Genomic DNA, 26,844 nt, shown 5'->3' on the forward strand with positions numbered 1-26,844 from the left:
TTGTACCGGTTATAAATGGGAGACTTACACTTTCCGGCGGATTTTACCGGATGGATCAATAAGCAGGTGTTTGTGTTTGTGGCCTTTGGTTAACGTTACCCGATACGCCACATCCGTCTTTTTCAGATCATAGGAAAAATATTCCTTATCGCCGGAAACGGTCCAGTCACCGTAAAGGGTTTTAAGTGTATTCGAAACGGCATCCGGCAGCTCAGCGTCTTTCAGCGCCTGTTTGAAGCTCAGCAACTTACCTGCTTTATCGTATACCGCCTGAAAATGCCCGGTTGGCCCGTAGGCAGAAACCTGATAAAACATCAGCTCTGTTTTATTGTCGGTGTTATTCCGTTCACTGAGTGCCCATTCGCGGCCGTAAAGTGCCGATGGTAAAAACGCAACGTCCTTCACAATTACGTCCGGAAAATCGCTTTTCACAGCGTCCATGACCTGTTTGGGTTCATCGCCTTTTTTTACCGCTTTAATTACCAGCGTTTCATCTGAAAGAGGAGTTTGGGCATATGTTGCTCCGAATGACATACCGGCCATTACCAGAGCGGCAATTAATTTTTTCATGGCTAACTCAGTTTTGTATTAGTGATTGGTCTGTGAATGAATTACTGAATGGGTTTGGCGGGGTCGGTGGCCATATACTGTTCGTCGTTTCCGAAAACAGCCACAACCTGCTGGTGATTCTGCTCAAAATGGGCATACGAAAAGTCCTCATTATGCGTCCATTTCACGTTTTTGACTTCCCCGAATTTTTGTTTGAAGGCCGTGGTAACGGTATCATTCGGCGCACCGGATGACATGCAGGCCGCCATTGATGCGACCAGTAGCAGAGCTAAGACAGATTTTGCGAGCGTTTTCATGATCGTTCTGTGTTGAGCGTTGAAAAAAACAGTTGCGTTGTGCAACGTTGACAGAACAAAATTGGCGGGTAGCGCGCAGCCAAACCCTACCGGCAGGCAGCGCAAAATCCTGATTGTGGGCAGCTTTTTGGGAAAAAAAGGCACTCGCGGGCAGGAATGGCTATACCGGCAGCTGTAACAGAAAGGTAGCCCCTGTTTCCGGGTGCCGGTCAGCGTAGGAGAGTGTGGCCCCGATCTGGCCGGCGTATTCCTTAGCCACCGATAAACCCAGACCGGAAGAAGCCTCGCCGGCCGTTGGCTGCGGGCTTAGTTTGGTAAATGGTTTGAATAAATGCACCTGCTCATCAGGCGGAATACCCGGGCCTTCGTCGGAAACGGACAGGCAGAGTTGCCCCGGTATACAGTCAATGTGGCACCAGACGGTTTTGCCGGCCGGGGAGAACTTTATAGCGTTGGATAGCAGGTTTTCCAGAATTTCGGTCAGATAGGCCAGATCGGTATGGCAGACCGCCGTTTCCGTCTCGCAGGCCAGGCGGAGCCGGATGCTTTTCCGTTCAGCAATGTAGGTAAACCGGTTCAGCAGTTCTGAAATGGCCGGTAAGACATCCTGTTTCGTACAATGGGGGGTGTTGGCCTGCCGTTCGATCCGGTTTACGTCCAGCGTTTGCCGGATCAGCTCACTCATGCGCAGGGCGGTCTGGTCTATCTCGTCAACCCACTTCGATTGCCGCTCTGTTAATGTGGCAGCCGTTTTACGGAATTTGGCCGCCAGCAGCCGCAGATTGGTAATTGGCGTCTGTAGCCCGTGCGCCACAACACCGATAAACCGGTTTTTCGTCTGATTCAGCACGAACAACTGCTCATTGAGCTGCCGGAGCTCGCTGTTTTTCCGGACAATCTGATCTTCCAGCCCCTGCTGCACCGTCATGTCAATAACAACCGTGCGGGTCATCAGGAACTGGCCGTCTTCATCGAAAATAACCGAGTGGTTCATCAGGACAGGGAAATTGGACCCGTCCTTACGGATCAGTACAGTACGCTCATCTTTAAGAATACCGCTTTGCTGCGCTTCGGTAAAATCGTCGGTAAATCGTGTTTTCTGTTCTGGTGGCAGCATATCGTACAGGTACATTTGCCCGACCACTTCCTCCCGCGAATACCCGATCCAGCGCAGTTCTGTATCATTAATCAGCATGATTTTTCCCTCGGCATCCAGGGAGTGATAACCAACGGGAGCGTTATGATAAAGATCGTCGAGAACGGTTGGTTCAAGCTGCCGGTATAAATCACCGAAGGATGCCTGTTGCTGATTCATGCGTAGTGTGTGCGCGTACGGTTAGCGCTAATCCTGCCATAATGTACCGAAAAATCAGGAGAATGTTTGATAGGATGCCCTGAAGTGGTAAAAAGTCCTGCCCGTGAGCAGTAAAAAAAACTAGTACAGTACGGATATTTGTCATTACTGATCTGAAAATGCCATGTTAACGGACGCCATGCTTGGACGGGTATTCAGGGAATACGCCAACGATATGCAGAGTTTTTTCGGAATTCTATCGTACGAAACGGGCATACCGCTGTATGTGAATCCGGCAGGGATGGCTATGCTTCAGATCCGTTCAGCGGAGGCGTTTACTGCCTTTTATCCGGCGGGTTTTCTCCGCAAAGGCCCGTTTCGCCCGTATTTCGACGAGGTTTCAACCGCGAATACCGTTGAGAGGCGCGAGGAATGTGTGCTGCATACCGGTGAGACAATATGGATCTGGCTTAAAATGATTAAAGTGGCAATGGAAGGGCAGGACTTACTGCTCCTGCGCGCAACGGATGTGGTTTACCTGCACGAACTGGATCAGCAGAGCCTGCCCGAAAATCATGCTGAACTGTCGCAGCTTACCCTGCAGCGGACGGAAGCACTGCGGCAATCGCTCAGCGATCTGGAAAACGTAAATGCAACCCTGTCTGCGTTGCTTGAACAGGAACGGTCGGTGAATCAGCGTAAATCAGATTTTATTACGGCGGTTTCCCATGAATTCAGGAACCCGCTGGCAATTCTCCAGACCTCTGCCATGCTGCTGCCCCAGCTTGACCATGCACCGGACCGCCGGCAGCGGCATGCGCTGATTATTCAGGAACAGATTCAGTATATCAAAACATTGCTCGAAAATCTGGTTAGTCAGACCCTTACTGATCCGGCACCGATCAGCGCCGGTATGATTTATCAAATGGCTAAGGATATTAAGGAAAATGGGAAACCCACCGCGTAAGCTGCTCATCATTGAAGACGAAACCCAGTTACGGGTTAATACCGCCGAACTGCTGGAACTGTCCGGTTATCAGGTTTTTACGGCAGAATCGGGCCGGGAAGGCATTCAGGCGGCACTGGCCGGTAAACCGGATCTGGTGCTGTGCGACATTATGATGCCCGGCATGGACGGCTACGGCGTACTGCAGATTTTCAGTCACCATCCTGAGTTGATGCACATTCCGTTTATATTTCTGACGGCCAGGGCCGAACGGGCTGATCTGCGCAAAGGCATGGAGCTGGGCGCAGACGATTACCTGACCAAACCCTTTGGCGAGGCCGAGCTGATCAGCGCCATCGAAACACGGTTACGCATGGCAGACCGGCGGCGGGAGCTGCCCAACTCCGGGAACTCGTTAACCGATTTTTTGCAGGATGTGCAGCATCGGGAGGGACTGGCCGCCATGGCACGGGATCGTAAGACCCACGTTTTTGCGCGCCGGAAGGTCATTTATCAGGAAGGTGATCTGCCGTCGAAAATCTTTTTTGTGCAGAGCGGCAAGGTGCGGACGGTCCGCGAAAACGAAGACGGAAAGGAGTGGGTGACAGGGCTTTTCGCGCCCGGGGATTTTTTCGGGTTTACGCCCCTGTTGGAAAATGCACCGTATGAGGATACGGCCATGGCGCTGGAAGAGACTCACCTCATTTATATTCCGAAAGCGGATTTTCTGGAACTGCTGTTCCGGCACGCCGATGTAGCAGAGGCCTTTATCCGGCTGATGGCCAATACCATTGCCGATCAGGAACGCCAGCTTCTCGGACTGGCCTATAATTCGCTCCGGAAACGCGTTGCCGGCGGACTATTGAAATATGTACGGCACTTCCGCAAGGATGCCGGTACGTCGCTGACCGTTGCGCTGACCCGGGAAGAACTGGCCACCCTTGCCGGAACCGGCACCGAATCACTCATCAGGACCTTAGGTGATTTCCGCGATGAAGGGTTAATTCAGCTTCAGGGGAGTAAGATTATCGTATCTGATCCGGAAAAGCTGGAGCAGCTGAGGTGGTAATCTCTGCTGCCGGTGAAGGTCAGAGGGCTTTGATGAGTTTTTCGGCGAGCAGGGCAGGGTCGCCCTGATAGTGATGACCGCCCGGTAGCAGAACGACATGGACACCCGCTGTGCGGAAAGCCTGAATCGTTTCTGTATCTTCTTCCTGGCCAAAAACGCAGATGGCTTTCCCGGCCGGTATTTTTTTAACTTCGGCTAAAACGTCATAAGGGTCATCCTGCGACAGGTTCAGCATATCCGACAGGTGAATCTCAAAATCAGCATGGCGGTCCGGCGAAAGCAGCAATGTGCCTTTTACTTTTCCTTTGAGCGGAAGGGGTAAGCGGTTGCTAATAAACGGAATAATATCGGCCCCGAACGAATAGCCTACCAGAATAACCTCGTTTAGCTGCCATTCCTGCAGATACTCGTTTAACAACAATGACAAATCCCGCGTGGTCGATTCCGGATCTTTTCGTTCCCAGAAATAGGATTGGGCATCAAGCCCGACCGACGGAATGCCGCCCGCCGCAAAGCCCTTTGCCAGGTCCTCATCAAAACTAGTCCACCCGCCGTCGCCCGAAATAATCAGCGCAAGCGTTTTTGTACCCGGACCAGGTTTACCAGTGACGGTAACGGGTAGGCGGGTTTCCGGCGTCCGTGTCTGCACCCGCACCTGTGTACCCGCTCTGTCGTGTATTCGGGTGATCTGCCCAAAGGCTTGCTCCAGCTGGCCTAGCCAGCGGGACGTATTGAGAAAACCATGCCCGACACCGACAGGAGCGAGGAGGCTGGCAGGCTGCATCTTTGCCAGAAAGGTTTCTACTGCCTTCCAGTCACACACCTTATCGTCCTGCCCGACAATGGCGTAGAACGGAGCTGAAAGTTTTGGTACCGCATTCAGGTAATAGCTTTTTCCCGGCTTCAGTACCTTGCAGGTTAAGCCGGCGCCTTCGCAAAACGGTTTGTTGATGGCCAGATCAGGGCAAAAGCCAAGCGCAACCGCCCCCTTAAATGTATTTTTAGGCGCCTGAGCCAGTGCGCCGTAAATAACGGTTGCCCCGGACGAGTAACCAACCAGAACAGGTTTCTGATAGGCCGGTAGCCGGAGCTTTTTCTGCATGTAGATACTCAGATTTTCAAAGTCCGAAGCCGGATATACACAGGTACCTTTCTGCTTTCGCAGGCTGTTCAGATAGGACACGTTATCAATGCCGATAACCAGCGCATGCTGACGGGTAAAAAGGGCGGCCATATCAACAACGCCTTTGTTCCAGCCCCCGTCTCCGGAAGCAAACAGCACCACCGACTCAATAACAGCCGGCCGATATACGGTAAGCCGGCCGAATGGCCCGAATGAGTCCGTGAACTGTGATACAGGTTGCGCACGGGACACGGTAAGCGTGGCCAGCACCAGCGCAGGAATCAATATGTTACGCATGTTACGGGGTTACAGTTTCGGTCTCAATGATGGTTGCGGGCTGATAACGGCCGACCTGCTGTAAGGCAAACGAAGCCTGAACCAGATCCAGATCATCGTTATAAACAATAAACTTATCACGCCAGACAGTAGCATACTTCTCTTTAAAGGCCCGCAGGCCTTTGAGGTGCGAAAATGCCCGGATACGTTCATAGGCAAGTTTTACGGCCTGTTCGGCGAGGTTGTTGGTATCTTCCAGTCCGGATAGGGGAGCCAGACCCAGGTTCAGCCATTTCCAGCCCTGCTGCTGGCCATACTGAATCACGCTGACCAGCAACACATCAATTGCCCCGCTCGGCGCGTCGTTTGTTTTCCGGATCAGGTCATAGGTGCCCTCATCCGGTGCATAGTCGGGGATGATGTTTACGAACGCCATGACCTTACCTTCACTGTCTTCTACCGTAATAATGGTTTGCTGCCTGAGCTCGGCGGCGTCAAAAATTCCCTGCGAAAAAGCCGTTTCACGCAGGTTTTCAGCAACCAGCCATTCATCCGAAACGGCTCTGAGTTGCTGGATAAGTCCCCCGTTTACGGGTGGTGCATAGATTTTTGTGTTGAATCCCGCGCTCTGAACCCGTTTCAGCGCGTTTCGCAGCGATTTGTGATCGCGACCCTCCAGCGAAAAACCGGCAAGGTCTACAAGCCCTTCTTCGCCGATGTGCAGGGCCAGTTTGCCGAGCGCTTTGAAAGGGGGCAGGTCAGCGGTATCGACCCGGTAGTAGAGTGGAAGATAGCCGTGTTGCTTGCAGAGCCGGTCAAACCGGTGGACGACCTGTTGAAGCTGACCGGGCGGGCAAACCGGTTTTTCGAGTACCACGGCATACCGGCCCGACAAACGGTAGGAGACAAAGGCCTGATCATCCGGAAAGCAAACCAGTTCTTTATCGCTGTAGAGTTTAAAATAATCGAGCGGCCCCTGACCGTAGGCTGCCAGGATGCCTGCTGCCGTTTTCACGGTCTGCCGCGTGGTGGGTACCAGGGCCGCAGATGTTCGCCGGCGACGCACCGGCAAGCGTGTCAACCGCCGGATCGACGGGACGGCTAAGGTATAGTTGTGGCGCGTATACAACAGGATAAAGAGAACAATGCCGGAGAACGCAGCTTCCTCAAAATCAAATGCCTTGGTCAGGTGCAGTACCATTGACAGACTGATCGTACCGATAGTCAGGAACCAGGCGTCCCGGTAACCGCGCATAAGGCCGATAGCCAGTGCCAGCAACACAAGGCCGGTCCCGATTACCACGTAATTTGACACAATCATCACCGAGGTAGGTAGTAATCCTTCCAGTAATTTCATGCGCTGCGGAAGACCCGGTGTCAGTGCCGAAAACAGGTTGATAATCCCCACACAAATGGTCAGAAAAGCGGGAAGAATACGCAGCAGCAGATTGCTTTTCTGGGTCAGAAAACTGAGCAAACCGAGTAAAAGCGGGGTCCAGAACTCAAATAAACGATAATACAGGGTGATCGCCAGTGCTGTTGTTAAGTCAAAACCACCCACCTGGGTCAGTACAATGGTCATTGAGGTTTCAACCGCTCCCAGTCCGCGTAAAACCGGCGACAAGGCAAAAAACAGGGTGGCAATGACATAGGTTGTTAGTGCCAGTGAAAAGGAAACCGGATGCCCGATGGCCGAAGCGGCGAGGTAAACGTGCGCAATCCCGCAGATTTCAACGCCGGTAGACGCAACCAGAGCGTTCAGCAGCGACCGTCGGTTCAGCGATGATTTAAACCGGAACTGCTCCATCGACCGCTGAATCGCCGGAAAGTGTTTTTCCAGATAGACAAAAACAGTACCCTGCGCATAGTAGGACTTGAAAACGTAGTAAAGCCCGGCCAGCAGTATTGCCAGTGCCAGAAACGCGCCGGCCGAATTGCCGGGTAAGCCCTGTTCAATGCCCAGGATCAGCACCGGTAAGGCTACTAACAGGAGAGAACCGTAGCCGACCGCCAGAAAAATCAGCCCCCCTGTGGACAGCTGTTCCTGATTCATGGCCGGCCGCGCGGCGGTTGCTTTCCGGAGAGACTGGTTGTAGAATAACAGCGAAACGGCACCGCCCGCGGGTAAAAAAACACTGATAAAATTACGCCGTAACCACAGGATGATGGCTTCGCGAAGGGGTAATTTAGCGCCAACCGACCCGAAACTACCGACATAAATTAAGCTGTTACAAAGAATATAGAGCAGCGAAACGCAGAAGGAGAGCAGGGCAACCGGCCACGGTGTCTGCGGAATCAACCGGATAGCAGCAGCCAGTTCCGGACCGTCGTGCCACACAAAAACTGCGCCGATGATCAGCATACTGATCGTTACGATCTGTTTCCACCAACGTTTAAAGAAGGTTTGTAGCCAGGTGAATGTATGCAGCATCCGTTCTTTCATGGTTAACCGGAATCCAGGTTTATGGTGAGGGCCTGTATTCCGGGATAAATAACGCAGAAAGACGTAACGGAGTCATTAAAATCCGGATTATACTTTTTTAATGTGGAGCAGGAGGGCAGCAGACAGGTTGACACAACCGGTCTGCTGCGGCAACTGATCAGTGATAGGCTCCGACCAGCGCTTTCGCTTCTTCTGCCGAAATAACGGATACGCAGCCATGCCTCGCCTCTGACGGGAAACTAACCTGATCGTCAACGGTCCAGTGCACCAGATCCGGGGAGTAGGAAGCGCCGAAGCGGTTGGTCATGCAGTAGTCATAATACAAAAGCCATCCAGGTTTAACAGGGTCTTTGCTGATTGAGGGGCCTTCGGTAATGACCGGTACGATCTGACCGCCGTTCAGATGTCCGTCAACGACCGTATACGGGCCTTCCGGGCTTTTGGCCGTAGCCAGCCGGATTGCCCGGCGCTCGCCGGTTTTAGCACCGAATTCTTCTTCTTTATGATAGAGGTAATAAGTGCCTTTGTGCTCCAGCAGGGTTCCGTCGATCACAGAATAGGGCGGACTGAAAAGCACTTTGGCAGGGGTAAAGGTTTTCCAATCCTTTGTCCGTGAATACCAGAGCTGACTTTCCTTCCAGCCGGCATCTTTGAATGAAGATGACCAGAGCAGTATATACTCCCCTGATTTTTGGTCGTAGAACCATTCGGGGGCCCAGATATTGCCCGCAAATGTCCCGTTTTCGCTCCGTACGTCCTTCATCAGCGGTAGCGGGCCTTCAACCTGCCAGTGAATTAAATCCTTAGAGGTGATATACAGGCAGGCAGGTCCGACTTTAGCACGGTCAACCTTATTGCCGCCACCCGTCGATAAAATACGCCACAGCCCGTCTGGTCCGCGGCGCACGTAAGGGTCACGGACACGCTGATCCCAGACCGGATTGTTATCATTCAGGGGTGTCCAGTTGCGTCCGTCATACGAAAGGGCAATGTGCAGCTTTTCTATCAGCATCGGGTCGGGGAGGGGAACCTCAACGGTTTTGCCGGTTGCGTCAATTTCGATCCGTGTCGGATAGCGCTGCCGGAAATACGTCAGCATCCATACTTTTTGTCCTTCACGGACCTTAAACGAGGCTTTCGCTCCGGATACCGGAGAAGCTGTCTGACTGCGGGAAACATGGCTTCCCGTGATGAGCAATACGATGAAAAACAGGTTTTTAAGGGTCATGGCTGTTTAGCGTGGCAAGGCCACGCAGGTATGTAGAGCTGCAAGTTACAACGCGATCCGATTTAGCTCCGCTGCTTAATAGTAACTAATGGTAAAAATATGTACAAATAAGGCATGCAGATGCGACTGGTCTTCCGGAAAGTATAAGTAAAATCGATTAGCTTTTTATCTTGATAATATATTAATAGACAGCATTTTAAGTTAGTTTAAAAAATTAACGGAAAGGACACACGAAAGCTGTTTTGTATATCGTTAGAGAGGAAAGATTGACAAATAGGTTAGGATCTGGTACCGTTTTGCCTGCACCTGATCTGAAAAGCAAGTAGAAAAGTAACTGTATGCTTGAGTGGCTGTCTGACAAATCCATACGTCATTCATTCTACATTTTGATTTCTAACCAAAAACAACCCATGGAGCGAGCTGCCCGTTTGCTAAAGTCGCTGGCACACCCGATCAGAATGCAGATTATTCTGCTCTTGAAAGGGGGAGAACGGGAGCTGAGCGTAACAGCCATTCAGGAAAAGCTTTCGGTAAGTCAGTCGCTGGCTTCCCATCACCTTAGTTTATTACGAACCAAAGGTATTCTGACTGTTCGGAACAACGGGAACGAACGGTATTATTCATTAAAAGATCTGCGCTTTGCGCAATCTGTTTCCACGCTCTTTGAGAAATAGCAGACCATGAAACCCTGCCATAACTCAGATAGCGTTCCGACTAACCACACATGAACAGTTTAGTAAAACACAAATGCCACGTTTTCCCCGAACGCGGCATTTGTGTTTTGTAGCAGGCGTTAGTTAACCTGTCCGAATTCAATAATGAGTTTACCGGGTCAGCACAATTGTCGTGACAGACCGCGCTGACAGTAACAGGTTACCAGTTTCGATATTGCGTTTGTGAAGATCAGCAGTGCCGGTAGTTTCATAAACGCTCATTTTATACCGGTTGCTGTTCACGCCTTCCAGACTTACGTTCCGGTCGTTGCCCGGATTGACAAGCACCACCACAAGTTGCCGGCCATCCGCACTCCGGTACGCCGAGGCGAGGGGAGATTGCGGAGAGGCTTCCGGCAGAGTCGTTTCTGCTGCTATCCGGATCATGCCCGGCCGGACAAAGCGGGCGTAATTACCCAGCGCCCACATGGTTTTTGAGGCAAGTACATCGCCATCGAGCTGGTTTTTAGCATTTTCTCCCATTTTGCCCTCGTTTTCGAGGTAGATTAGCCCATCTTTATAGTTGTTGGCACTCAGCGCCAGCCACCACTGCCACGAAGCAGCGTTGGCCATTGTCAGGTCGGTATGGATAACCCTGGCGACATACAATGCGGTGGTCATACCAAGGTCACGGCCGCCCCCGTTGATCTCGCCGGCATTGTCACCCAGCACACAATATTCCGATTGCCAGAACCCTACACCGGTTTTACGTAATGTATCAGCCAGCTGCTGCCGTACGGTATGCAGTTCCTTGACGGGGGAGGTGGTAAAATAGCTGTGGCCGCTGACCAGCTTTTCGACATTCGGCAGGTTGCCGACATAATCAGGACTATCCGGCCTGAAAAACGCGTTTATGACGTTATCCTGCCCGACGCGGCTGCGGTTTGTGTTTGCCTGCGACAGGTAATTCAGCTGGGCCGCCTCGGCAATGGTCAGGCGCGTATTCAGTTTACGGGATACCAGTTCGCGGCTCAGCATCCGGGTGAAGCCGGCGATATCGCTGTTGGTCGCGGGTGTTCCTTCCTGAGTGGCCATTTTCTGCCCTTTTTTGATGCCCCAGTCCCATTGTGGTTCATTAAACGGACTCAGGTACTGCATGGGCCAGCCTTTCCGGTCAAAATATTGTACGACATCGGCGAGAAAGCGGGCGTATGCGGCTTCTTGTTGCCGGTTGATATTGTAATCGCCCAGTTTGCCGGAGGCATATCCCTTGCCATTGGCGGTGAACTGTACGGGCGGCGAATTGGTAAAACCGAGCAGATAGGGTACCTTCCGGCGATGAGCGGCTTCTACAAACCATTGCTGCCCCGCCTGTTTCGTCCAGTCATAACTACCGTCCGGATGCTGAAAACACTCCGACCGGCGCCAGGGACTGTAAATTCCGCTCGAATCACCCTGTTCGGTAGTGCCCGCTCCGATGTTAAAGCGCCAGAGACTCAGACCGATTCCCTTTGGATTGCCGGCCTGGTCATTGTCGGTGCTGAAGAGCCAGTCGGCAATCTGTTCCCGTTTGGCAAGGGGGTAGTTTTTGCCTGTAAATTGCGCCGACCAGCAGTCAGAAGCCCCGAAACTATGGATTGTCTGGTAGGTTTTTTCGGGGTTGAGCCGGATAATAACCTGCGCCTGGTCTGCCGGTTGGGCCACTGCTGCACGTATAATCAGGCAGCAACAACAGAAAAAGAGTGCCTTTAGGCGATGTGTCATGATGGTAGTGATAAATTTTGAAAGCCTGTCCGGGGTTATTCAGAAAAGGCTGCCTGCTGCCCTTTTACTGCTCATGGCTGTAATCGGGGCTCTCAGGCATTGTTTTCGCCGCTGCCTGCGAGTAGTTATTTACCGCAAAAAGCTTGTTAAATTACATCCGTTTGCGGATGCACCGGCTATTCTGCCGGATTTTTTACATCGACACTCCTACTTATGCGGAAACACTGGTGGAAAGCCCTGACTGTACTTATACTGGCCTACGTGTTTATTGCCGGACTGATTAGTCCCGTACCGAAACTGCCGATCCTGCACGAAGCCATCCGCAATACCTTTTTTCATCCGCCACTCTGGATTGCGATGATGAGCCTGTTGCTGGCATCTGCCTTTTACTCGGTCCGTTACCTGCGGAACGGGAATGTAGCAGATGACATACAGGCCGTGGAGCTGGCCAATACCGCTATTCTGTTTGGTGTTTTAGGGTGCATAACCGGTTCCGTGTGGGCGTACTTTGCGTGGGGAGATCTCTGGCCGAATGATCCGAAAACGAACGGTGTCGCCGTGGGCATGCTGTTATATCTGGCCTACTTTGTATTACGCGGTTCATTCGATGATGACATGCGGCGGGCCCGCATTTCGGCCGTATACAATATTTTTGCCTTTGCCGTTTTTATCCCGCTGATCCTGATTTTGCCACGGCTGACCGATTCCCTGCATCCGGGAAACGGAGGGAATCCGGGTTTCAATCAATACGATGCTGACAGTTCGATTAAGCGGATTATCAGACCGGCGTTTATCGGGTTTACTTTACTTGGTTTCTGGATTACCCAGCTCCGCGTACGCCTCCGCCGGTTAGATCTGATCCTGGACGAGCAGGAGGAACTTAACCGGCAGGATACTTCACAAAACACGGTCACTAAATAAGCTCCGGTCATGAATACGTTAACAGAACTGCTGCGGGAAGATGGCAAGCTATGGGTTGTAGTGGTCGTCATTTCCATTGTACTGGCTGGTTGGCTGTATGCCTTCCTGCAGATTGGCCGGCGGGCTCAAAAGGTGAAACAACGCCTGAAACGCTGAAACAGGCCCGAAAACTGCTAAACAGAAGGGGCGTTTCTCAATGCAGTGCCGCTGGTATGGAAAACGATCATTTTTTAATCCTTTTAAGCCGGATTCTGGTTATTAGTTTAACTATACAAGCAGCCTGATTAGCGTATTCGGTGTAGTTTGGCCAACGTACAGTAAACGACGATATTGACTATGGAATATAACGGACCGATTGTCTTCATCGATGATGACCCGGATGATCAGTTATTTTTTAAACCACTTCTGGAAGAAATCGCCCCTGAGAATGATATCATCATTTTCAGCGACGGGCAGAAAGCCATCGAATTTCTGAGAACAACTGATCAGGCCCTGTTTCTGATCATTTCGGAAGTCTCGCTTAACGGTATGAACGGGCTGGAGCTACGCCGGCAAATTGAGGCCGATCCTCTGCTTCGCAAAAAAGCCATTCCGTTTGTCTTCTATACCCATCCGGTGTACCGCCATCTGGTTGAGGAAGCCTACGAGCTGACCATTCAGGGTTTTTTTGAAAAGCATAACAACATGGCCCGAATGCGGACTCAGCTGCAGGCGATAATCGACTACTGGTCGAACTGTCTGCATCCGAACCGGTTTAATGAGTAGTACGGAATCAATAGTTTATATTGCCACTTTATTCGTTTTACTCATGAACACAACCGATATAACGGACCAAAATCAGGGCCAGAACGGTGCCGGACCACAAAATCCGTACTATTCACGTACGGATCAGGAGCATCTGATAGTGTCAAACGCTGAATGGAAGCGCATTCTGCCACCTGATTTATATGCTGTTGCCCGTGAGCAGGCCACTGAACGGGCCTTTACCGGAAAATACTGGGATAGTGATACCAGAGGAACCTACTACTGTGCTGTCTGCGGAAATAAACTGTTCCGTTCCGATGCGAAATTTGCCAGCAGTTGCGGCTGGCCGAGTTTCTTTGAGGCGAGCCGTCCCGATAGTGTGATTTACAAGCCCGATCATTCATACGGCATGCACCGGATTGAAGTTATTTGCGGGCGGTGCGATTCCCACCTTGGTCATTTATTTGATGACGGCCCGGCGCCAACCTATCAGCGCTTTTGTATGAATTCGGTTTCGCTTGATTTTGAACCGGAAAAAGACTGATCAGGGTTGCCTGAACGGTGAAGCTCCGGATTAACAGATACTGCCGGCCAGACGGGTACTTACCCGCTGGCCGGTTTTTTATTGAATGCCGTTGGATCAACCATTACCCGGAATACGTATTTAATTCCACAACCAGCTTGAATACGCGATAAATCGCTCTAATGTAAGTAATTGACAATAAGGGTAGTAATCAGCTGTTATCGGGAAACGTACAGTTGGTACAGATTTTATGCAGAGGATAGTGGCCAGTCTGATGGCTGTCTATTATCGTCTACTTAAAACAACATGAACATGAACAAGCTGTACACATCCTGCCGGGAAGTACCTGACTGCCCTTCGCATCCGTTAGCGTTACCAATTCTACAAATCTGCCATTTCCTGAAACACCAAAACATGGGAATCGCATGGTAACGCAGATGGATGTTCCGCACAAAGCACATCCGGCCGTAAGCAGTTTACGGGCCCTTGATGGCGCCAATTTCTTTCTGGCCGATGTCCGAGACGGCCTCGGTCCGTATCAGGCCATTTACCTGATGACTTCGCTGCACTGGAATGCACAGAATATCGGTATTGCCATGTCGGTGATGGGTGTGGCAACGGTCATTGCCCAAACGCCTGCCGGAGCCCTGGTCGACCGGACAACCCGGAAGCGGCAGTACTCCATTATTGCTTCCGGGCTTATTGCTACGGCCGCCATTGTGAGTATTCTGTTTCCGACATACTGGATGATTCTGGGCGGACAGGCTGTTATGGGGCTGGCAGCCGCCTGGTTTGCACCGGCACTGGCCGCAATCACCCTCGGTATTGTCGGGCCGAAAGGCCTGGACCGCCGGATTGGCCGGAACGAAACGTTCAATCATGCCGGTAATGTGGTGGCCGCCCTGCTGGCCGGATTGCTGGGGTATTACCTGAGCCCGAAGGCTATTTTTGTGTTGCTGGCCGTAATGTCGGTGCTGAGCAGCCTGTCGATCGGGTTGATTCAGGAGTCAGATATTGACCACGAAAAGGCCAGGGGAGATGGTCAGGCAGAAGACGCTCATAAGGTGTCTCCGATGCGGATGCTGCTCAAAAACCGTCCGCTGCTCTTATTTGCGTTAGCCTGTGTGCTGTTTCATTTTGCCAATGCGGCCATGCTGCCGTTGCTGGGTCAGAAGCTGGCGGTTGGCAACAGTGCCGGTGCATCTTCTGCCTATATGTCGGCGTGCATCATCGTTGCCCAGCTGGTGATGATTCCGGTAAGCTACCTCACGGGATTATATGCTCCGAACGGCCGGAAATGGATGCTCCTGACCGCCTTTGCCATTCTGCCCGTCCGCGGGGTTTTGTATACCCTTACCAACGATCCGGTATGGCTCGTGTCGGTTCAGGTGCTTGATGGAATCGGGGCCGGTATCTTCGGGGTGTTGTCTGTACTGATCGTGTCTGATCTGACCGCCGGCAGCGGGTTGTTCAATACAACTCAGGGAGCCATAGCCACCGCCGTGGGCCTCGGGGCTTCGCTGAGTAATGCCTTTGCCGGCGCGGTTTTACAGCATACAAACTACCAAACGACCTGCCTGGTGCTCGCCGCAATTGCATTGCTGGCCTTGTTGGTGGCCTGGTTCGGGGTGCCGGAAACCAAAAAACGGACGGCAGATCCGGAGCCGGTATAGGAAACCGGTTTGGAGCGTACTGTATCGGGAGACCGGAAGAAACTGTTTTCTGAAGGCAGCTGACGGCATTTTTGTCGGTAAATTGTACGTAAGAGATACATTATTCTTCTAGCTTTGCCCGCTACAACGACTTACTCCAAACAAACTATCGTTTCCTGATTCACATGAAAAAAACTGTACGGTTATGGCTGGTGCTGCTCACCATGCTGCCGGTATCCGGCCTGTTGGCGCAGGTACCCAATGCGGCAGAAGACGTATTGAAACAATTGCAGAAAGTAGCGGTTATCGAACAAAAAATCATGATGCCGATGCGGGATGGCATCCGGCTGGCAACCGATATTTACCGACCCAGAACCGATAAGCCGGTCCCGATCATCTTTTCGAAAACGCCCTATAATTTCAATAGCTGGGGTGACGGCGAACAGCGGGCCGGAACCTATCAGGCCGCGCTTGATGCGGTAAAACATGGCTATGCCTACGTGGTACAGAACGAACGCGGTAAGTTTTTTTCCGAAGGTGATTGGGAAATTCTCGGCGCCCCGACAACTGATGGCTATGATGCCTTTGCCTGGATGGCGAAGCAGCCGTGGTCTAATGGTAAAATCGGTACGCTTGGCTGTTCGTCTACCGCCGAGTGGCAGATGGCGGTGGCGGCCCTCGGACACCCGTCGCATGCGGCGATGGTCGCTCAGGGGTTTGGTGCCGGCGTCGGGCGTGTCGGGCCGTTTATGGAACAGGGTAACTGGTATCGGGGCGGGGCGCAGCAAATGCTGTTTACAACCTGGTTATATGGTACGCAGATTGATGATAAAGCCCGTCCGATCTTCCCGAAATCGGCTACCAGTGAGGACCTGACCCGCGTGTCACGGTTCTACGACCTGGCCCCCGAAATGCCGAAAGTAGACTGGGCGCAGGGGCTGCGGCACTTGCCGGTTCAGGATATCATTAAGCATGCCGATGGCGCGAAAGGCATGTACGATAAGCTGATCCCACGGAAACCCAACGATCCGGATTGGTACAAAGGCGGGCTGTATCACGACAATATGCCGTTTGGCGTACCCAGTTTCTGGTTTGCATCCTGGTACGATGTATCGACGGGCCCGAACCTGGCGTTGTTCAACCACGTGCGTAAAAACGGGATTGATGAGAAAACCCGCAATGCCCAGTACCTGGTTATTGCACCGACCTTACATTGTGCCTATAAACGGGCTACTGAAAACACGATGGTGGGCGAACGCAGCGTAGGCGATGCGCGGCTGAATTATGATGAACTGACGTATGGCTGGTTTGACTACTGGCTCAAAGGCGATGCCAGTGCTGATCCGGCAAAAATGCCGCGTGTCCGGTATTATACCATGGGGTCAAATAAGTGGCAGACTTCCGAAACATGGCCACCGGCAAATGCGAAGCCGGTTACCTATTATTTAAATAGCGGCGGCCGCGCCAACAGCCTCTATGGCGACGGCAAACTAACGACAAAACTACCCGCGGCGTCCGAAAAAGCCGACCAGTTTACGTATGATCCGGCATTTCCGGTGCCTTCGTATGGCGGTAATGTATGCTGTACGGGAAATGCCGTGCAGGGTGGTTCTTACGACCAGCACCAGATGGAAACGCGGAACGATATTCTGGTATACACAACCGACGCGTTTGACAACGGAGTTGAGGTTTCAGGAAATATTGAAACAACACTTTATGTGGCTTCTGACGCCAAAGACACCGATTTTACCATTAAGCTCATTGACGTATATCCGGATGGACGGGCCTTTAATCTTGATGAAACGATTCTGCGTGCCCGGTATCGGGAGGGGTTTGACAAAGAGGTATTTATGGAGAAGGGGAAAGTCTACAAACTGGTGTTGAGCCCGATGGCAACCAGCAACTATTTTGCGCCGGGTCATCGTATCCGGGTCGAAATTTCGAGCAGTAACTTTCCGCGGTTTGACCGTAACATGAATACTGGCGGCGATAACTACAGCGAGACAAAAGGCGTTGCTGCACACAATCAGATTTATCATACCGATAAATATCCATCGCAGATTCAGCTGCCGATTGCCGGAAAATAGTCCGGATTCATAGCGTATTCAGGTCATCCGGGACATTGACTGGTCAACAGCAATGTCCCGGATGACCTGTTTAGTTACCGGGATCCGGTCCGGGGAATTCGCTTCAGTATTTCGTTGCGGGCCTCACCCGAAATTTTCAGCGTTTTCAGTTCCGGAGTATATGCATCGTTGAGTTGTAGGGTAATGCTGTCTTTACCCAGCGTTTCCAGAAAATCCAGATTAACCAGATTACTTCTCGATATCCGGAACAGGTCCGGAAAGTATTTCTGCTTGATATTCTGCAGATTGTCCGTTATGGTAAATGGCTTTTTCCGGTTCAGGACATAGACACAGGTATAATTGCCGGCTGCTTCTGCATACACCACATGCGCAAGCCGTATCTTAACGAGGTTATCACCATCCCGGATCAGGATCGAATCAGTCCTGTTCAGTTGATCTTCTTTTTTCTGGCTGATAAGTTCCAGCTGCATTTTTAGATCAATTTTCTGAAAGGGCTTACTGATATAGGTAACCGGATGCGTTTGTTTAATCCGTGCCAGTGTCTGCTCTTCTGTGTGGGCGGTGATGAAAAGTACATCAAGGTTATGAGTCCGCTGCAACTCGTGGGCAATACTGATCCCGTCGCCGGCGGATCCGTTGAGGGTAACGTCCAGAATTGCCAGATCAATAGTCTGGTTTTTGGCGATGGCAACAGCTTCTGTGTAGTTTCTGGCTAAGCCAATGATTGAGTGGCCGCCTTCACGCAGGGTATCGGCAATGACTTCCTGCGTCAATAATTCATCTTCAACGATCAGAACATTAAGTGTTTTCATAGGTAATTAAATCGGCATAATAAAAAACTCTGACAAGCCGGAGCAGCGGAGTAAAATCCGGATAGTATTATTTAAGGTAAATACTATAAAAAGCTCATATTGATATGGATTGGTGCTTAACAAAACTAATGTGAACACGCAGGTACGCCAAAAACAATTTTATTATTCGTGGAGAAAATCATCGGGCTTGCGGAGTATTTCCGGGAGTAACCCTGCCTCGGTTTGTATAGGTTGATTTTTGGTACGAGCTTTCATTAGTTAATGGGTATTTAATCTGATTAAATACCCCGTTTGCACATCAAAGCAGGTATAAAATCATGAAAAAATCAGCACCTACGCATTTATTATCCCCTAAAAAAGGAAAAGGCTGTCCACTTTTCTACCCCATTTCAAACACCACGCATGCTCCGTTAAGCACCCGCCGTATCCAGACCTTTGGATAGACTGTTCCGTACCCGCAGACAGATAGCGGCTGATTTTTTTGGCTGCTTCCGTTACCAGTACGGTTTTGATGGTATATATATAGTCTGGTGAATTAATCGAAAATATCCCCATGGAAAATATAAACGGTATTTCAGTTAACGGGCAGGTAATCAACAAAGAATCAATAGTTTGGCTGGAGGGTGATTTAAATTATACCCGGATTCATCAGTGTGATCAACCCGCTAAACTTAGTTCATATACGCTCAAAACCTATGAGCAGCAGTTAAACGGGTTTATACGGGTACGTAAAAATGCCATTGTTAATCCGGTATATATCGAAAAAATGCATGCTACGGCAGACAGGCCGAGGCGGTTACTGGTTATACTCACCAACGGTGATCAGATTGAAGTTGCCCGTCGCCGGCAACCATTTGCCCGCCGGCAACTCAGGGGCTATCAGCAACTAAAAAAAGCGTAAATGAGTAGATATCTGTTATAAAAAACGGGGCGGTTCTGTTTTCAGAACCGCCCCGTTTTTTATAACAGTTTGCAGGTAGATTGCATTTATGATATTTGATTTGTTTGCTGGTGAGTCGCCGGTAAGTTATGAACGCTGTAAACCAATTTGCGGTATACAATTAAACGAAGTCCGCAATGTAAATAGCAAGCTGTTTTATTAACGAAAACAACGTAAGTAAATATAAAACTAGTTTAGATAGCGCAGCCAATTATAATAAAAACTGCATTATTATCAAAATATGTTTGACCTTTTTATTGGCTGTTTTTTGATTGGAAGAAGCCATTAAATAGGAAAAGGCACACTATTCAAATAGATGCCTTTTCGTTAATGTGTTAATTAAGTAAATTTGCATTGTTAGTAAACGTACTAACATAAACGATATAGTTAGAAAAGCATTCTCGCATTGAAGTTTGTTTTTTTCAGAGCATACTATAATACAATCAACACCGTAAAAGGCAGAGGTTTATTTTAGTATGCTTTTTTGCGTAAATACCTTACTATTATGCTCAATGATAGCAGATTATTTCCGGATTCTAACACGATACGCTGACTTTGATGTCAACAATTGATCATACGGTACCAGAATAGTACTTATCCAGGAATTTTAGATTTATTATGTTTCCATATAAATTATTTCTATCGATTTTGGTTTGATACAGGCAGTAGTCAATCCATAAAAAAAGAGCCGTACACACAAGGCTGCACGGCTCTTCCAGACAAGAACTAAACTACTTCTTATCAATTTTATACAGTCTGCCCTGATCAGTAATGGCGTACAGAGCACCGTCCTTACCCATGGTAATATCACGGAAACGCTGCATTTCTTTTTCCAGTAAGCGCTCTTCTCCAACAACTTTGTTGTTCACAATCACCAACCGGGCAATGTGCATGCCACTCAAAGCACCCACAAACAGGTTATTTTTCCATTCCGGAATACGACTGCCTGAATAGAATGTAATACCACTCGGTGAAACCGACGGATCCCAGTAATATACCGGTTGTTCCAGGCCGTCTTTTTGTTGGAGTGCGTCGCCCACTTTATCGCCGCTGTACTCGATACCATAGGTAATGGTCGGCCAGCCATAGTTTTTACCGGGCTTCACCAGGTTAACTTCATCGCCGCCCCGCGGGCCGAACTCAGTTTCCCACAGATCGCCGGTTACCGGGTGCAGAGCCAGGCCCTGAACATTACGGTGGCCGAGCGAATACAACTCAGGTATAGCGTCTTTATTGGAAGCAAACGGATTGCCCGCCGCCGGCTTACCGTCTTTAGTAATCCGTACAACTTTACCAAGTCCGGAGTTAACCGACTGCGCCTGCGGACGGGTTACTTTATCAGACCGTTCGCCGGTACTGACAAGCAACGTACCGTCCTTGTCAATCACGATCCGGCCACCATAGTGAAGAGTACCTTTGTAGGCAGGGAATGCGCGGTAAATTACCGTTGCCTCTTCAATGGTTTTTTCGTCTGCTGACAATTTGCCTTTACCAACAGCAGTTAAGTTACCGTCTTCACGGGGCTCTGAAAACACCCAGAAGATGGTCCGGTTTTTGGCAAAATCCGGATCGACCCGAACGCCCAGGAGACCGCCCTGACCGGCCGGGTTTACCTTCGGCAGGCCGGTGATGGCTTCGCTCAGCTTTCCGTCGGTGGTAGCGATGCGCATTGAACCATCCTTTTCGGTAATCAGCAGTCGTCCGTCCGGCATTCCGGTAATACCCCAGGGCCGCTTAAGTGCTTCTGATAAAACTTTACCTTCGTAGCCTGTTGTTGTTTTTACCCCTGCAATTCTGGTCTGGCCGGAAAACGCTGATTTATAGGCCGAATTCGGCTCTTTGTTTTCGACCGGAGCCTGTCCGTATGACGATAAAGCCAGTGCACTACCGGCCGCAAATACTAGAAGACTAGCCTTCATTGGTGAACGATTTAACTTGTCGGTTAGAAATGGAAACGTAGTTTGTGACATCTTTAACAACAAATGTACAATTCTGATCTTGTTTTACCTGCTGCTACACATTGTCTGCTGTTGCATTTTGCTAACAGTTAACCTGAGCGTTTGTTCCAAAATTAGCCCGGCCGCAGTAATGGAATAAACTCACAAATTACGAAGCGGTACTGCTGAACCTGAATGATACAGAATTAAGCCGGTCATTTTCTTATGACAGAAAAAGCTTAACAAATTGTTCATCACCCCCTTTTTTATCATTTGTGCCCGGACATTACTTTTGTTCAAATCCTTCTGATAACACACCAAAATAAAATGATATGCTTCGGCCATTGCTCAGATATGGTTTAGGGTTACTGCTCTGTATAGTAGTGCATAGCAGTTGCCTTGCTCTGTTTTACCCTAATGAGGTTCTAACTGGTGACGGTGGTTCTCCGGCTGGAATCGGGTCATTTTTCCATGCATTATATATGTATGTGATGGTCTTTCTTGTATTTGGATTAGCCTGTTTGTTCATTCCACCAATACTGGTATTTCATATTTCTGCCAAGCACATTCTGTCAGACAAAGACATTGTGTTTTTAGGAATTTGTGTGTTGGTCTGGTTTGTTTACGGGGTACTTATGTCTCTCCTTTTCTCTAAATTCACTGGTTTATATGAGCTTAGTTTTTCGGCAACCGGGCTGGCATACGGCCTCTTCTACCGATATTATCTTCACAGGAAGAATGAAGTATTATAGTGGAATTGTACAATATTTGTTGAGGTTGCTACAGCTTTACAAATAAGTGGATTTTGCCTTACTAATCTAATGATATTTTGGTAAATAGTTTATTTACAGAGAATTAAGCTCAAACAATAATTGAATTAGTATGATCTAGAAAATTGAATAAAGCCACTAAATTATTGTCATTTAGAATGACTTATTTAAAAAGTACATTTTTTCTTGATTTACTGGTTTGCCATTCAACCGCGTGAAACGGCCATTCAGCCTGCGTTTTCGGTCATCCGGAAACATTCGTTTCGGTAAGGCCGGAAGTTGTATCACTTTTGTCATGTCATATCAACGCGCCGGTTATACGGCGATTAAGAAGTAAACAAACAAAACAGGTACAAGTCATGAAAAAGGTATTAATGCTGATGTTAGGTCTGGTAGCCGGAACGGCATCTTTCGCTGAAACAACAACCTCTACAATTCTCAATAAGGAAACCCGTCTGGTAATGACCAATAACCAGAAGCTTAAACTGTATGTGCAGCCGCTTCAGGCTAAAGGTGATGTCGCCATTCTGAATGCTTCGGGTCAGGCTGTTTACAAAACATCGGTTTCGCTGCAAAAAGGGTTATCACAGCAATTTGATTTTTCTGGTTTGAGCGCCGGTACTTACCAAGTGTCCTTAACAACTAACGGACAAACTGTTACGAAAACATTTGTGGTGCAAGCCAATCCGAACGAAAGCTTTGTGATGCAGGACTAGTAATCGGTTAGACTATATAGAGAGCGGGGTATACCCGTGGTCAATTGACCACGGGTATACCCCGCTTATTTATTGCTGTTTATAAATCAGGTTGTTACCGGCCTAGAACAAACCGCCCAGCAGGCCGCCGCTGTTGCCCGAACCCGAGCCGGAGCCACTGTTTGAACTACCGCCACCGATTGATAACGAGGTGCCGATCGCCAGTAAGTCATTGATTACCGTCAGGTTGGCAAAATCTAAGAAGCTACCACCTTGTGTTTGTGTCATTTCCTGTGTTGAGAGCTCTTCTACGTTCAGTTGAGCAAGATTCAGCGTTTTCATAACGAATCATTGTTTAAAACTGCCTACTCTATGAGCTTTTCGGCATCCGCTACCCGCCCTTCAGATCGTTTCCCGGAAGGGCGACGGTTCTGCCGTTTGGACAATACAAAGGTTGCCGGTTTTACCACACGGTCTGATAACGGGCCTTTATAGCTTCATAGCGGGCGGTTATAAAAATATAACCAAGGTGTAAATGCGCTTTTTGACGTGATTGGGCGACCACTATAATAATATTGAGCGACCACGTGGGGTCGCCCCTACGGGAAATGGCTACGGATGCCCTTGATTTGGCTACAGACGGGAAAACAGGTTGTCGGACTTTTGCTTTATCAAAATAATAACGAAAAGATGATTCAGCAACAGGAAAATGCAGGAATGCAGCATACGACATCAGTAAAGAAGGTATGGTTTATTACAGGGGCGTCGCGCGGATTCGGGCGGGTATGGGCAACGGCCGCGCTTGAACGGGGAGATAAGGTGGCAGCCACTGCACGCTCAGTTGACAGTATCGCTGATCTGGCGGAAAAATTCGGTGATCAGGTATTAACACTGCCGATGGATGTGACCAATCATGAGCAGGTGAAACAGGCCGTTGACAAGGCGCATGCCCATTTCGGGCGGTTGGATATCATTCTGAACAATGCGGGCTATTCGCTGGTCGGCACGATCGAAGAAGGCAGCTATGATGAGGTACGGGCAATGTATGATACCAATATTTTCGGTGCCTTAGCCGTAATCAAAGCGGCTTTACCGCTGTTGCGGCAGCAAGGGGGCGGACACATTCTGGGTGTGTCGAGTAATCTGGGTCATGTAACGATGCCGGTCATCGGGTATTACGCATCCTCTAAATGGGCATTTGAGGCGATTCACGAAAGCCTCGCCGCCGAAGTAAAAGCATTTAATATCAAGGTAACCATTATTGAACCCGGAGCCTATGCAACGGAGTTTGGTAGTCAGGCATCCCTGAAATTTGCGCAGGGTCTGGACATTTATACTAGCTTTAGGCAGGCGTTTTTTGCCGGTTTGCAGCAATTGGAGCGGGGCAATCCGGCAGCAACCCCTGCGGCGATCTTTACCGTTGTAGATACCGACAATCCGCCGCTGCGGTTGTTCCTCGGCAGCCATAATCTGCCGTCAACGCGGGCCGTGTACGAAGAGCGGCTGGCTGTCTGGGAAGCGTGGGATGATGTAGCCGCCGCTGCACAGGGGTAAAATAATTTATTAATAGTCAGTTTATTAAATGCCGGAAGCCTGTCTTTCAGGTTTCCGGTAAATAGCGTTGACCCTATGAAAAAGGAAGGAAACAGCCTCTTTAAATTTAATTCCATATCGGAAGCGCATCAGACCTTCGGGTTTCCAAAACCGGCCCATCCCCTGATCAGCGTCATAAACCGGATTAACCCGCAGCCTGGTGAGCTGACTATTCCAAACGTGCATGTGCTGGGGTTTTACAAAATTTCGTACCTGCCTTCCCGCAGCGGGAATCTGAAATACGGACAGGATTACTATGATTTCAACGAAGGCGGGCTGTTGTTTGCGGCTCCTAATCAGATCATCGGAAACGAAAAAAGGGGTGGGGCAGAGGGCACAAGCTGCTCACAGTTTATTCTGCTGATTCATCCGGACTTTCTGCTGGGTAGCCCGCTGGCCGGAAAAATCCGGCAATACGGTTTTTTTTCCTATTCCGCTAATGAAGCACTACACCTGTCAGAAAGCGAGAAAAACACGATTTTCGCTATTTTCAGTATGATCGAACGGGAGCTCAACAGCAGGATCGATGATTTCAGTCAGGAAGTGATGCTATCGCAGCTTGAGTTATTGCTGAATTATGCAAACCGGTTCTACAAACGCCAGTTTATTACCCGCAAACAGGTCAACAGTCAGCTGTTACAAAAGCTGGAAGCACTCATAGATGACTACTTTGAAAGCGGCACGGCTTTACAGTCAGGCGTACCGTCCGTACACTATATGGCCGATCAGCTGGCCCTTTCACCTGGTTACCTGAGTGATATGCTCCGGTCGCTGACGGGACAGAATGCCCGGCAGTTTCTGCACGAAAAGCTCATTGCCAAAGCAAAGGAAAAGTTGTCTGCGACAGAGTTAAGCGTCAGCGAAGTTGCCTATGCGCTCGGCTTTGAGCACTCCCAATCCTTCAGTAAGCTCTTTAAAACCAAAACAAACCTGTCGCCACTGGAATTCCGGCGGTCGTTTAATTAACCGGTGGCAGTATGGTTGACCGGTGGTTGCGACGAAGCAGCAGATACAGTCCTGCCAGTATGTAGGGAAGGCTGAGTAACTGCCCCATATTTAGCCACATGCCGTCTTCGAAGGCCTCCTGATTGACTTTAACAAATTCGTCGATGAACCGGAGTGTAAACAAAATCAAAAGAAAAAGACCGGTAAGGGTGCCCTGTTGCCACGAATGCCGGCGATGTTTCCAGAACTGATAAGCCAGCACAAACAGGATAATGCAGTAGATGGCTTCGTATAGCTGAGCGGGGTGTCGGGGCAACGCATCGACTGCGGGGAAAATAAAAGCCCACGGCACATCAGTTGGCGTGCCGACCATCTCTGAATTAACAAGGTTCCCGAGCCGGATAAATGCACCGCAAAGTGGCGCGATGATGGCCAGCCGGTCCAGCAGCCACAAATAGGAAATCCGGTATTTGCAGGCAAACAGATAGGCTGCCAGCAAAACACCAAGGCCACCGCCATGGCTGGCCAGACCCGCAAAACCCGTAAAGTGAAGGGTTGGATGAAGTGAAACGGGTAATATTTCGACCGGATTATGCCAGTAATATACCGGATCATAGAACAGGACATGTCCGAGACGCGCACCGGCCAACGTACCGATTATCAGATAGAGCGTCAGTTTATCGACTTCCTCAGCCGGCCGGTCATCGGCTTTGAAAATCCGGTGCATTACATACACGCTCAGCCAGATGCCTGCCGCCCAGCATAGTCCATACCAGCGGGGGATGGCCAGACCCGGAAACACTTCCGGTCTGATGTGCCAGAGAATATAGCTGGTCAGCATGTCTGGCAGAAGAACAGTAAGAACATAAAACAGGAGGAATGATACAGCAGCCGCCGGATCCGGTGTTGTTGGGTGGCTTCCTGCCGGATGACCGCCAGGATCTCGGCTTCGGGGATGTGGTCGGGGCCTGCCTGCCGTTTGTGCTTGGTCCAGCCGGCTTTCAGATTATCGGAGTGCATGTCGGTACAGGTCTTTTAATTTGGTTTTGATACGGTTGAGTCTGGTACTGACGTTGGTTGGCGTCAGATTCAGCATGTTGGCGATTTCCTTATTGGCATATCCTTCGAGAGACAGAATAAGCAACGCCTTCTGACCATCATCGAGCTGGCTGATCAGCCACGAAAATTCCTGCGCATCCTCAACCGGTAGGTTCGCCTCGGCGGCAAGCTGATTCAGGTGATGCTCATCAATCGATTCATTTCGTGCCTGATGCCGGTCTTTTTTACGTCTGGTCAGAATGGTATTCAGCGATACCTGATACAGCCAGGTACTGAGTTTAGCTTCATGGCGAAAGGCAGGGAAAGCGCGCCAGAGCTGGAGCAGAACATCCTGCCTGACATCGTTCAGGTCATCAGCGTCCGGATAATAGGCCCGGCAAATGCTGTTGATAATACCGGAGTGCTGCTGAACGATGGTTATAAATTCCTTCTCAAGCGACATAGGCTGTTGTTTGCTGTTCGGAAGTATTAGTCTATTCCATTCGCTGAAATGTCACAACCAAA

Annotated in this window: 26 protein-coding genes; 13 read left to right on the forward strand and 13 right to left on the reverse strand. The window is 49.9% G+C overall.

What is annotated here, in order from left to right:
• Positions 1-24: 24 nt before the first annotated feature.
• From AC23NW_RS20465 to AC23NW_RS20475, 3 genes are all read right to left on the reverse strand, one after another.
• A complete protein-coding gene (locus AC23NW_RS20465; protein WP_487451672.1) occupies positions 25-570 on the reverse strand; it encodes a hypothetical protein in 546 nt (181 codons plus the stop codon).
• Between the two features lie 41 nt (positions 571-611).
• Positions 612-866, reverse strand: coding sequence for a hypothetical protein (locus tag AC23NW_RS20470; protein ID WP_487451674.1), 255 nt, complete (start codon positions 864-866; stop codon positions 612-614).
• A gap of 160 nt (positions 867-1,026) precedes the next feature.
• Positions 1,027-2,181, reverse strand: a complete 1,155-nt coding sequence (locus tag AC23NW_RS20475) for a PAS domain-containing sensor histidine kinase (protein WP_487451676.1) — start codon at positions 2,179-2,181, stop codon at positions 1,027-1,029.
• A gap of 163 nt (positions 2,182-2,344) precedes the next feature.
• Between AC23NW_RS20475 and AC23NW_RS20480 the strand changes: the two genes are divergently transcribed.
• Positions 2,345-3,127 carry a histidine kinase dimerization/phospho-acceptor domain-containing protein gene (locus AC23NW_RS20480; RefSeq protein ID WP_487451677.1) on the forward strand — a complete coding sequence of 261 codons (783 nt, stop codon included), beginning with the start codon at positions 2,345-2,347 and terminating at the stop codon, positions 3,125-3,127.
• Positions 3,108-4,175: a response regulator gene (locus AC23NW_RS20485; RefSeq protein WP_487451679.1), complete on the forward strand. Its 1,068-nt coding sequence runs from the start codon at positions 3,108-3,110 to the stop codon at positions 4,173-4,175. Before AC23NW_RS20480 ends, AC23NW_RS20485 begins: the two co-directional genes overlap by 20 nt.
• A gap of 19 nt (positions 4,176-4,194) precedes the next feature.
• Here AC23NW_RS20485 and AC23NW_RS20490 read toward each other — a convergent pair whose 3' ends face one another.
• From AC23NW_RS20490 to AC23NW_RS20500, 3 genes are all read right to left on the reverse strand, one after another.
• A complete protein-coding gene (locus AC23NW_RS20490; protein WP_487451680.1) occupies positions 4,195-5,595 on the reverse strand; it encodes an AcvB/VirJ family lysyl-phosphatidylglycerol hydrolase in 1,401 nt (466 codons plus the stop codon).
• 1 nt (position 5,596) lies between these two features.
• Complete coding sequence (locus tag AC23NW_RS20495; RefSeq protein WP_487451681.1) at positions 5,597-8,017, reverse strand: phosphatidylglycerol lysyltransferase domain-containing protein; 2,421 nt, start codon at positions 8,015-8,017, stop codon at positions 5,597-5,599.
• Between the two features lie 157 nt (positions 8,018-8,174).
• Positions 8,175-9,245: a glycoside hydrolase family 43 protein gene (locus AC23NW_RS20500; protein ID WP_487451682.1), complete on the reverse strand. Its 1,071-nt coding sequence runs from the start codon at positions 9,243-9,245 to the stop codon at positions 8,175-8,177.
• A gap of 410 nt (positions 9,246-9,655) precedes the next feature.
• On the opposite strand from AC23NW_RS20500, the gene AC23NW_RS20505 reads away from it, so the two are divergent.
• On the forward strand, positions 9,656-9,919 hold the full coding sequence (locus AC23NW_RS20505) for an ArsR/SmtB family transcription factor (protein ID WP_487451684.1): 264 nt from the start codon (positions 9,656-9,658) through the stop codon (positions 9,917-9,919).
• Between the two features lie 150 nt (positions 9,920-10,069).
• On the opposite strand, the gene AC23NW_RS20510 is transcribed toward AC23NW_RS20505, so the two are convergent.
• A complete protein-coding gene (locus tag AC23NW_RS20510; protein ID WP_487451685.1) occupies positions 10,070-11,662 on the reverse strand; it encodes a glycoside hydrolase in 1,593 nt (530 codons plus the stop codon).
• A 213-nt stretch (positions 11,663-11,875) separates the two neighbouring features.
• Here AC23NW_RS20510 and ccsA point away from each other — a divergent pair, with 213 nt between their 5' ends.
• From ccsA to AC23NW_RS20540, 6 genes are all read left to right on the forward strand, one after another.
• Positions 11,876-12,583: a cytochrome c biogenesis protein CcsA gene (gene ccsA / locus AC23NW_RS20515; RefSeq protein WP_293844780.1), complete on the forward strand. Its 708-nt coding sequence runs from the start codon at positions 11,876-11,878 to the stop codon at positions 12,581-12,583.
• A 9-nt stretch (positions 12,584-12,592) separates the two neighbouring features.
• Positions 12,593-12,739, forward strand: a complete 147-nt coding sequence (locus AC23NW_RS20520; protein ID WP_293844783.1) for a CcmD family protein — start codon at positions 12,593-12,595, stop codon at positions 12,737-12,739.
• Between the two features lie 180 nt (positions 12,740-12,919).
• Positions 12,920-13,348, forward strand: coding sequence for a response regulator (locus tag AC23NW_RS20525; protein WP_293844792.1), 429 nt, complete (start codon positions 12,920-12,922; stop codon positions 13,346-13,348).
• A 43-nt stretch (positions 13,349-13,391) separates the two neighbouring features.
• Positions 13,392-13,871, forward strand: a complete 480-nt coding sequence (msrB, locus tag AC23NW_RS20530) for a peptide-methionine (R)-S-oxide reductase MsrB (RefSeq protein ID WP_487451687.1) — start codon at positions 13,392-13,394, stop codon at positions 13,869-13,871.
• Positions 13,872-14,275: 404 nt separating this feature from the next.
• Entirely contained in the window at positions 14,276-15,523 is a 1,248-nt protein-coding gene (locus tag AC23NW_RS20535) for an MFS transporter (protein ID WP_487451688.1), read from the forward strand.
• Between the two features lie 164 nt (positions 15,524-15,687).
• Entirely contained in the window at positions 15,688-17,589 is a 1,902-nt protein-coding gene (locus AC23NW_RS20540) for a CocE/NonD family hydrolase (protein WP_487451689.1), read from the forward strand.
• A gap of 74 nt (positions 17,590-17,663) precedes the next feature.
• Here AC23NW_RS20540 and AC23NW_RS20545 read toward each other — a convergent pair whose 3' ends face one another.
• Positions 17,664-18,401 carry a LytR/AlgR family response regulator transcription factor gene (locus AC23NW_RS20545; RefSeq protein ID WP_487451690.1) on the reverse strand — a complete coding sequence of 246 codons (738 nt, stop codon included), beginning with the start codon at positions 18,399-18,401 and terminating at the stop codon, positions 17,664-17,666.
• A gap of 553 nt (positions 18,402-18,954) precedes the next feature.
• Here AC23NW_RS20545 and AC23NW_RS20550 point away from each other — a divergent pair.
• Entirely contained in the window at positions 18,955-19,302 is a 348-nt protein-coding gene (locus AC23NW_RS20550; protein ID WP_487451692.1) for a LytTR family transcriptional regulator DNA-binding domain-containing protein, read from the forward strand.
• Positions 19,303-20,072: 770 nt separating this feature from the next.
• On the opposite strand, the gene AC23NW_RS20555 is transcribed toward AC23NW_RS20550, so the two are convergent.
• The gene (locus AC23NW_RS20555) at positions 20,073-21,260 is read right to left on the reverse strand and encodes a PQQ-dependent sugar dehydrogenase (RefSeq protein ID WP_293843586.1); all 1,188 of its coding nucleotides are present in this window, start codon (positions 21,258-21,260) and stop codon (positions 20,073-20,075) included.
• A gap of 1,147 nt (positions 21,261-22,407) precedes the next feature.
• On the opposite strand from AC23NW_RS20555, the gene AC23NW_RS20560 reads away from it, so the two are divergent.
• Entirely contained in the window at positions 22,408-22,764 is a 357-nt protein-coding gene (locus AC23NW_RS20560; RefSeq protein ID WP_487451694.1) for a T9SS type A sorting domain-containing protein, read from the forward strand.
• 102 nt (positions 22,765-22,866) lie between these two features.
• On the opposite strand, the gene AC23NW_RS20565 is transcribed toward AC23NW_RS20560, so the two are convergent.
• A complete protein-coding gene (locus AC23NW_RS20565) occupies positions 22,867-23,085 on the reverse strand; it encodes a hypothetical protein (RefSeq protein WP_293835365.1) in 219 nt (72 codons plus the stop codon).
• Positions 23,086-23,433: 348 nt separating this feature from the next.
• Here AC23NW_RS20565 and AC23NW_RS20570 point away from each other — a divergent pair, with 348 nt between their 5' ends.
• The gene (locus tag AC23NW_RS20570; protein WP_487451695.1) at positions 23,434-24,297 is read left to right on the forward strand and encodes an SDR family NAD(P)-dependent oxidoreductase; all 864 of its coding nucleotides are present in this window, start codon (positions 23,434-23,436) and stop codon (positions 24,295-24,297) included.
• Positions 24,298-24,372: 75 nt separating this feature from the next.
• A complete protein-coding gene (locus tag AC23NW_RS20575; RefSeq protein ID WP_487451696.1) occupies positions 24,373-25,302 on the forward strand; it encodes a helix-turn-helix domain-containing protein in 930 nt (309 codons plus the stop codon).
• Here the strand turns inward: AC23NW_RS20575 and lgt are convergent.
• Genes lgt through AC23NW_RS20590 form a run of 3 tightly spaced genes read right to left on the reverse strand, consistent with a single transcriptional unit; the run spans position 25,295 to position 26,782 of the window.
• The gene (lgt, locus tag AC23NW_RS20580; protein ID WP_487451697.1) at positions 25,295-26,122 is read right to left on the reverse strand and encodes a prolipoprotein diacylglyceryl transferase; all 828 of its coding nucleotides are present in this window, start codon (positions 26,120-26,122) and stop codon (positions 25,295-25,297) included. The genes AC23NW_RS20575 and lgt overlap by 8 nt on opposite strands.
• Positions 26,116-26,301: a hypothetical protein gene (locus AC23NW_RS20585; protein WP_487451698.1), complete on the reverse strand. Its 186-nt coding sequence runs from the start codon at positions 26,299-26,301 to the stop codon at positions 26,116-26,118. The genes lgt and AC23NW_RS20585 overlap by 7 nt, the downstream gene beginning before the upstream one ends.
• Complete coding sequence (locus AC23NW_RS20590) at positions 26,288-26,782, reverse strand: RNA polymerase sigma factor (RefSeq protein WP_487451699.1); 495 nt, start codon at positions 26,780-26,782, stop codon at positions 26,288-26,290. Before AC23NW_RS20590 ends, AC23NW_RS20585 begins: the two co-directional genes overlap by 14 nt.
• Positions 26,783-26,844: the final 62 nt, after the last annotated feature.

This window comes from Arsenicibacter sp. R0_47 (genome assembly GCF_057652235.1).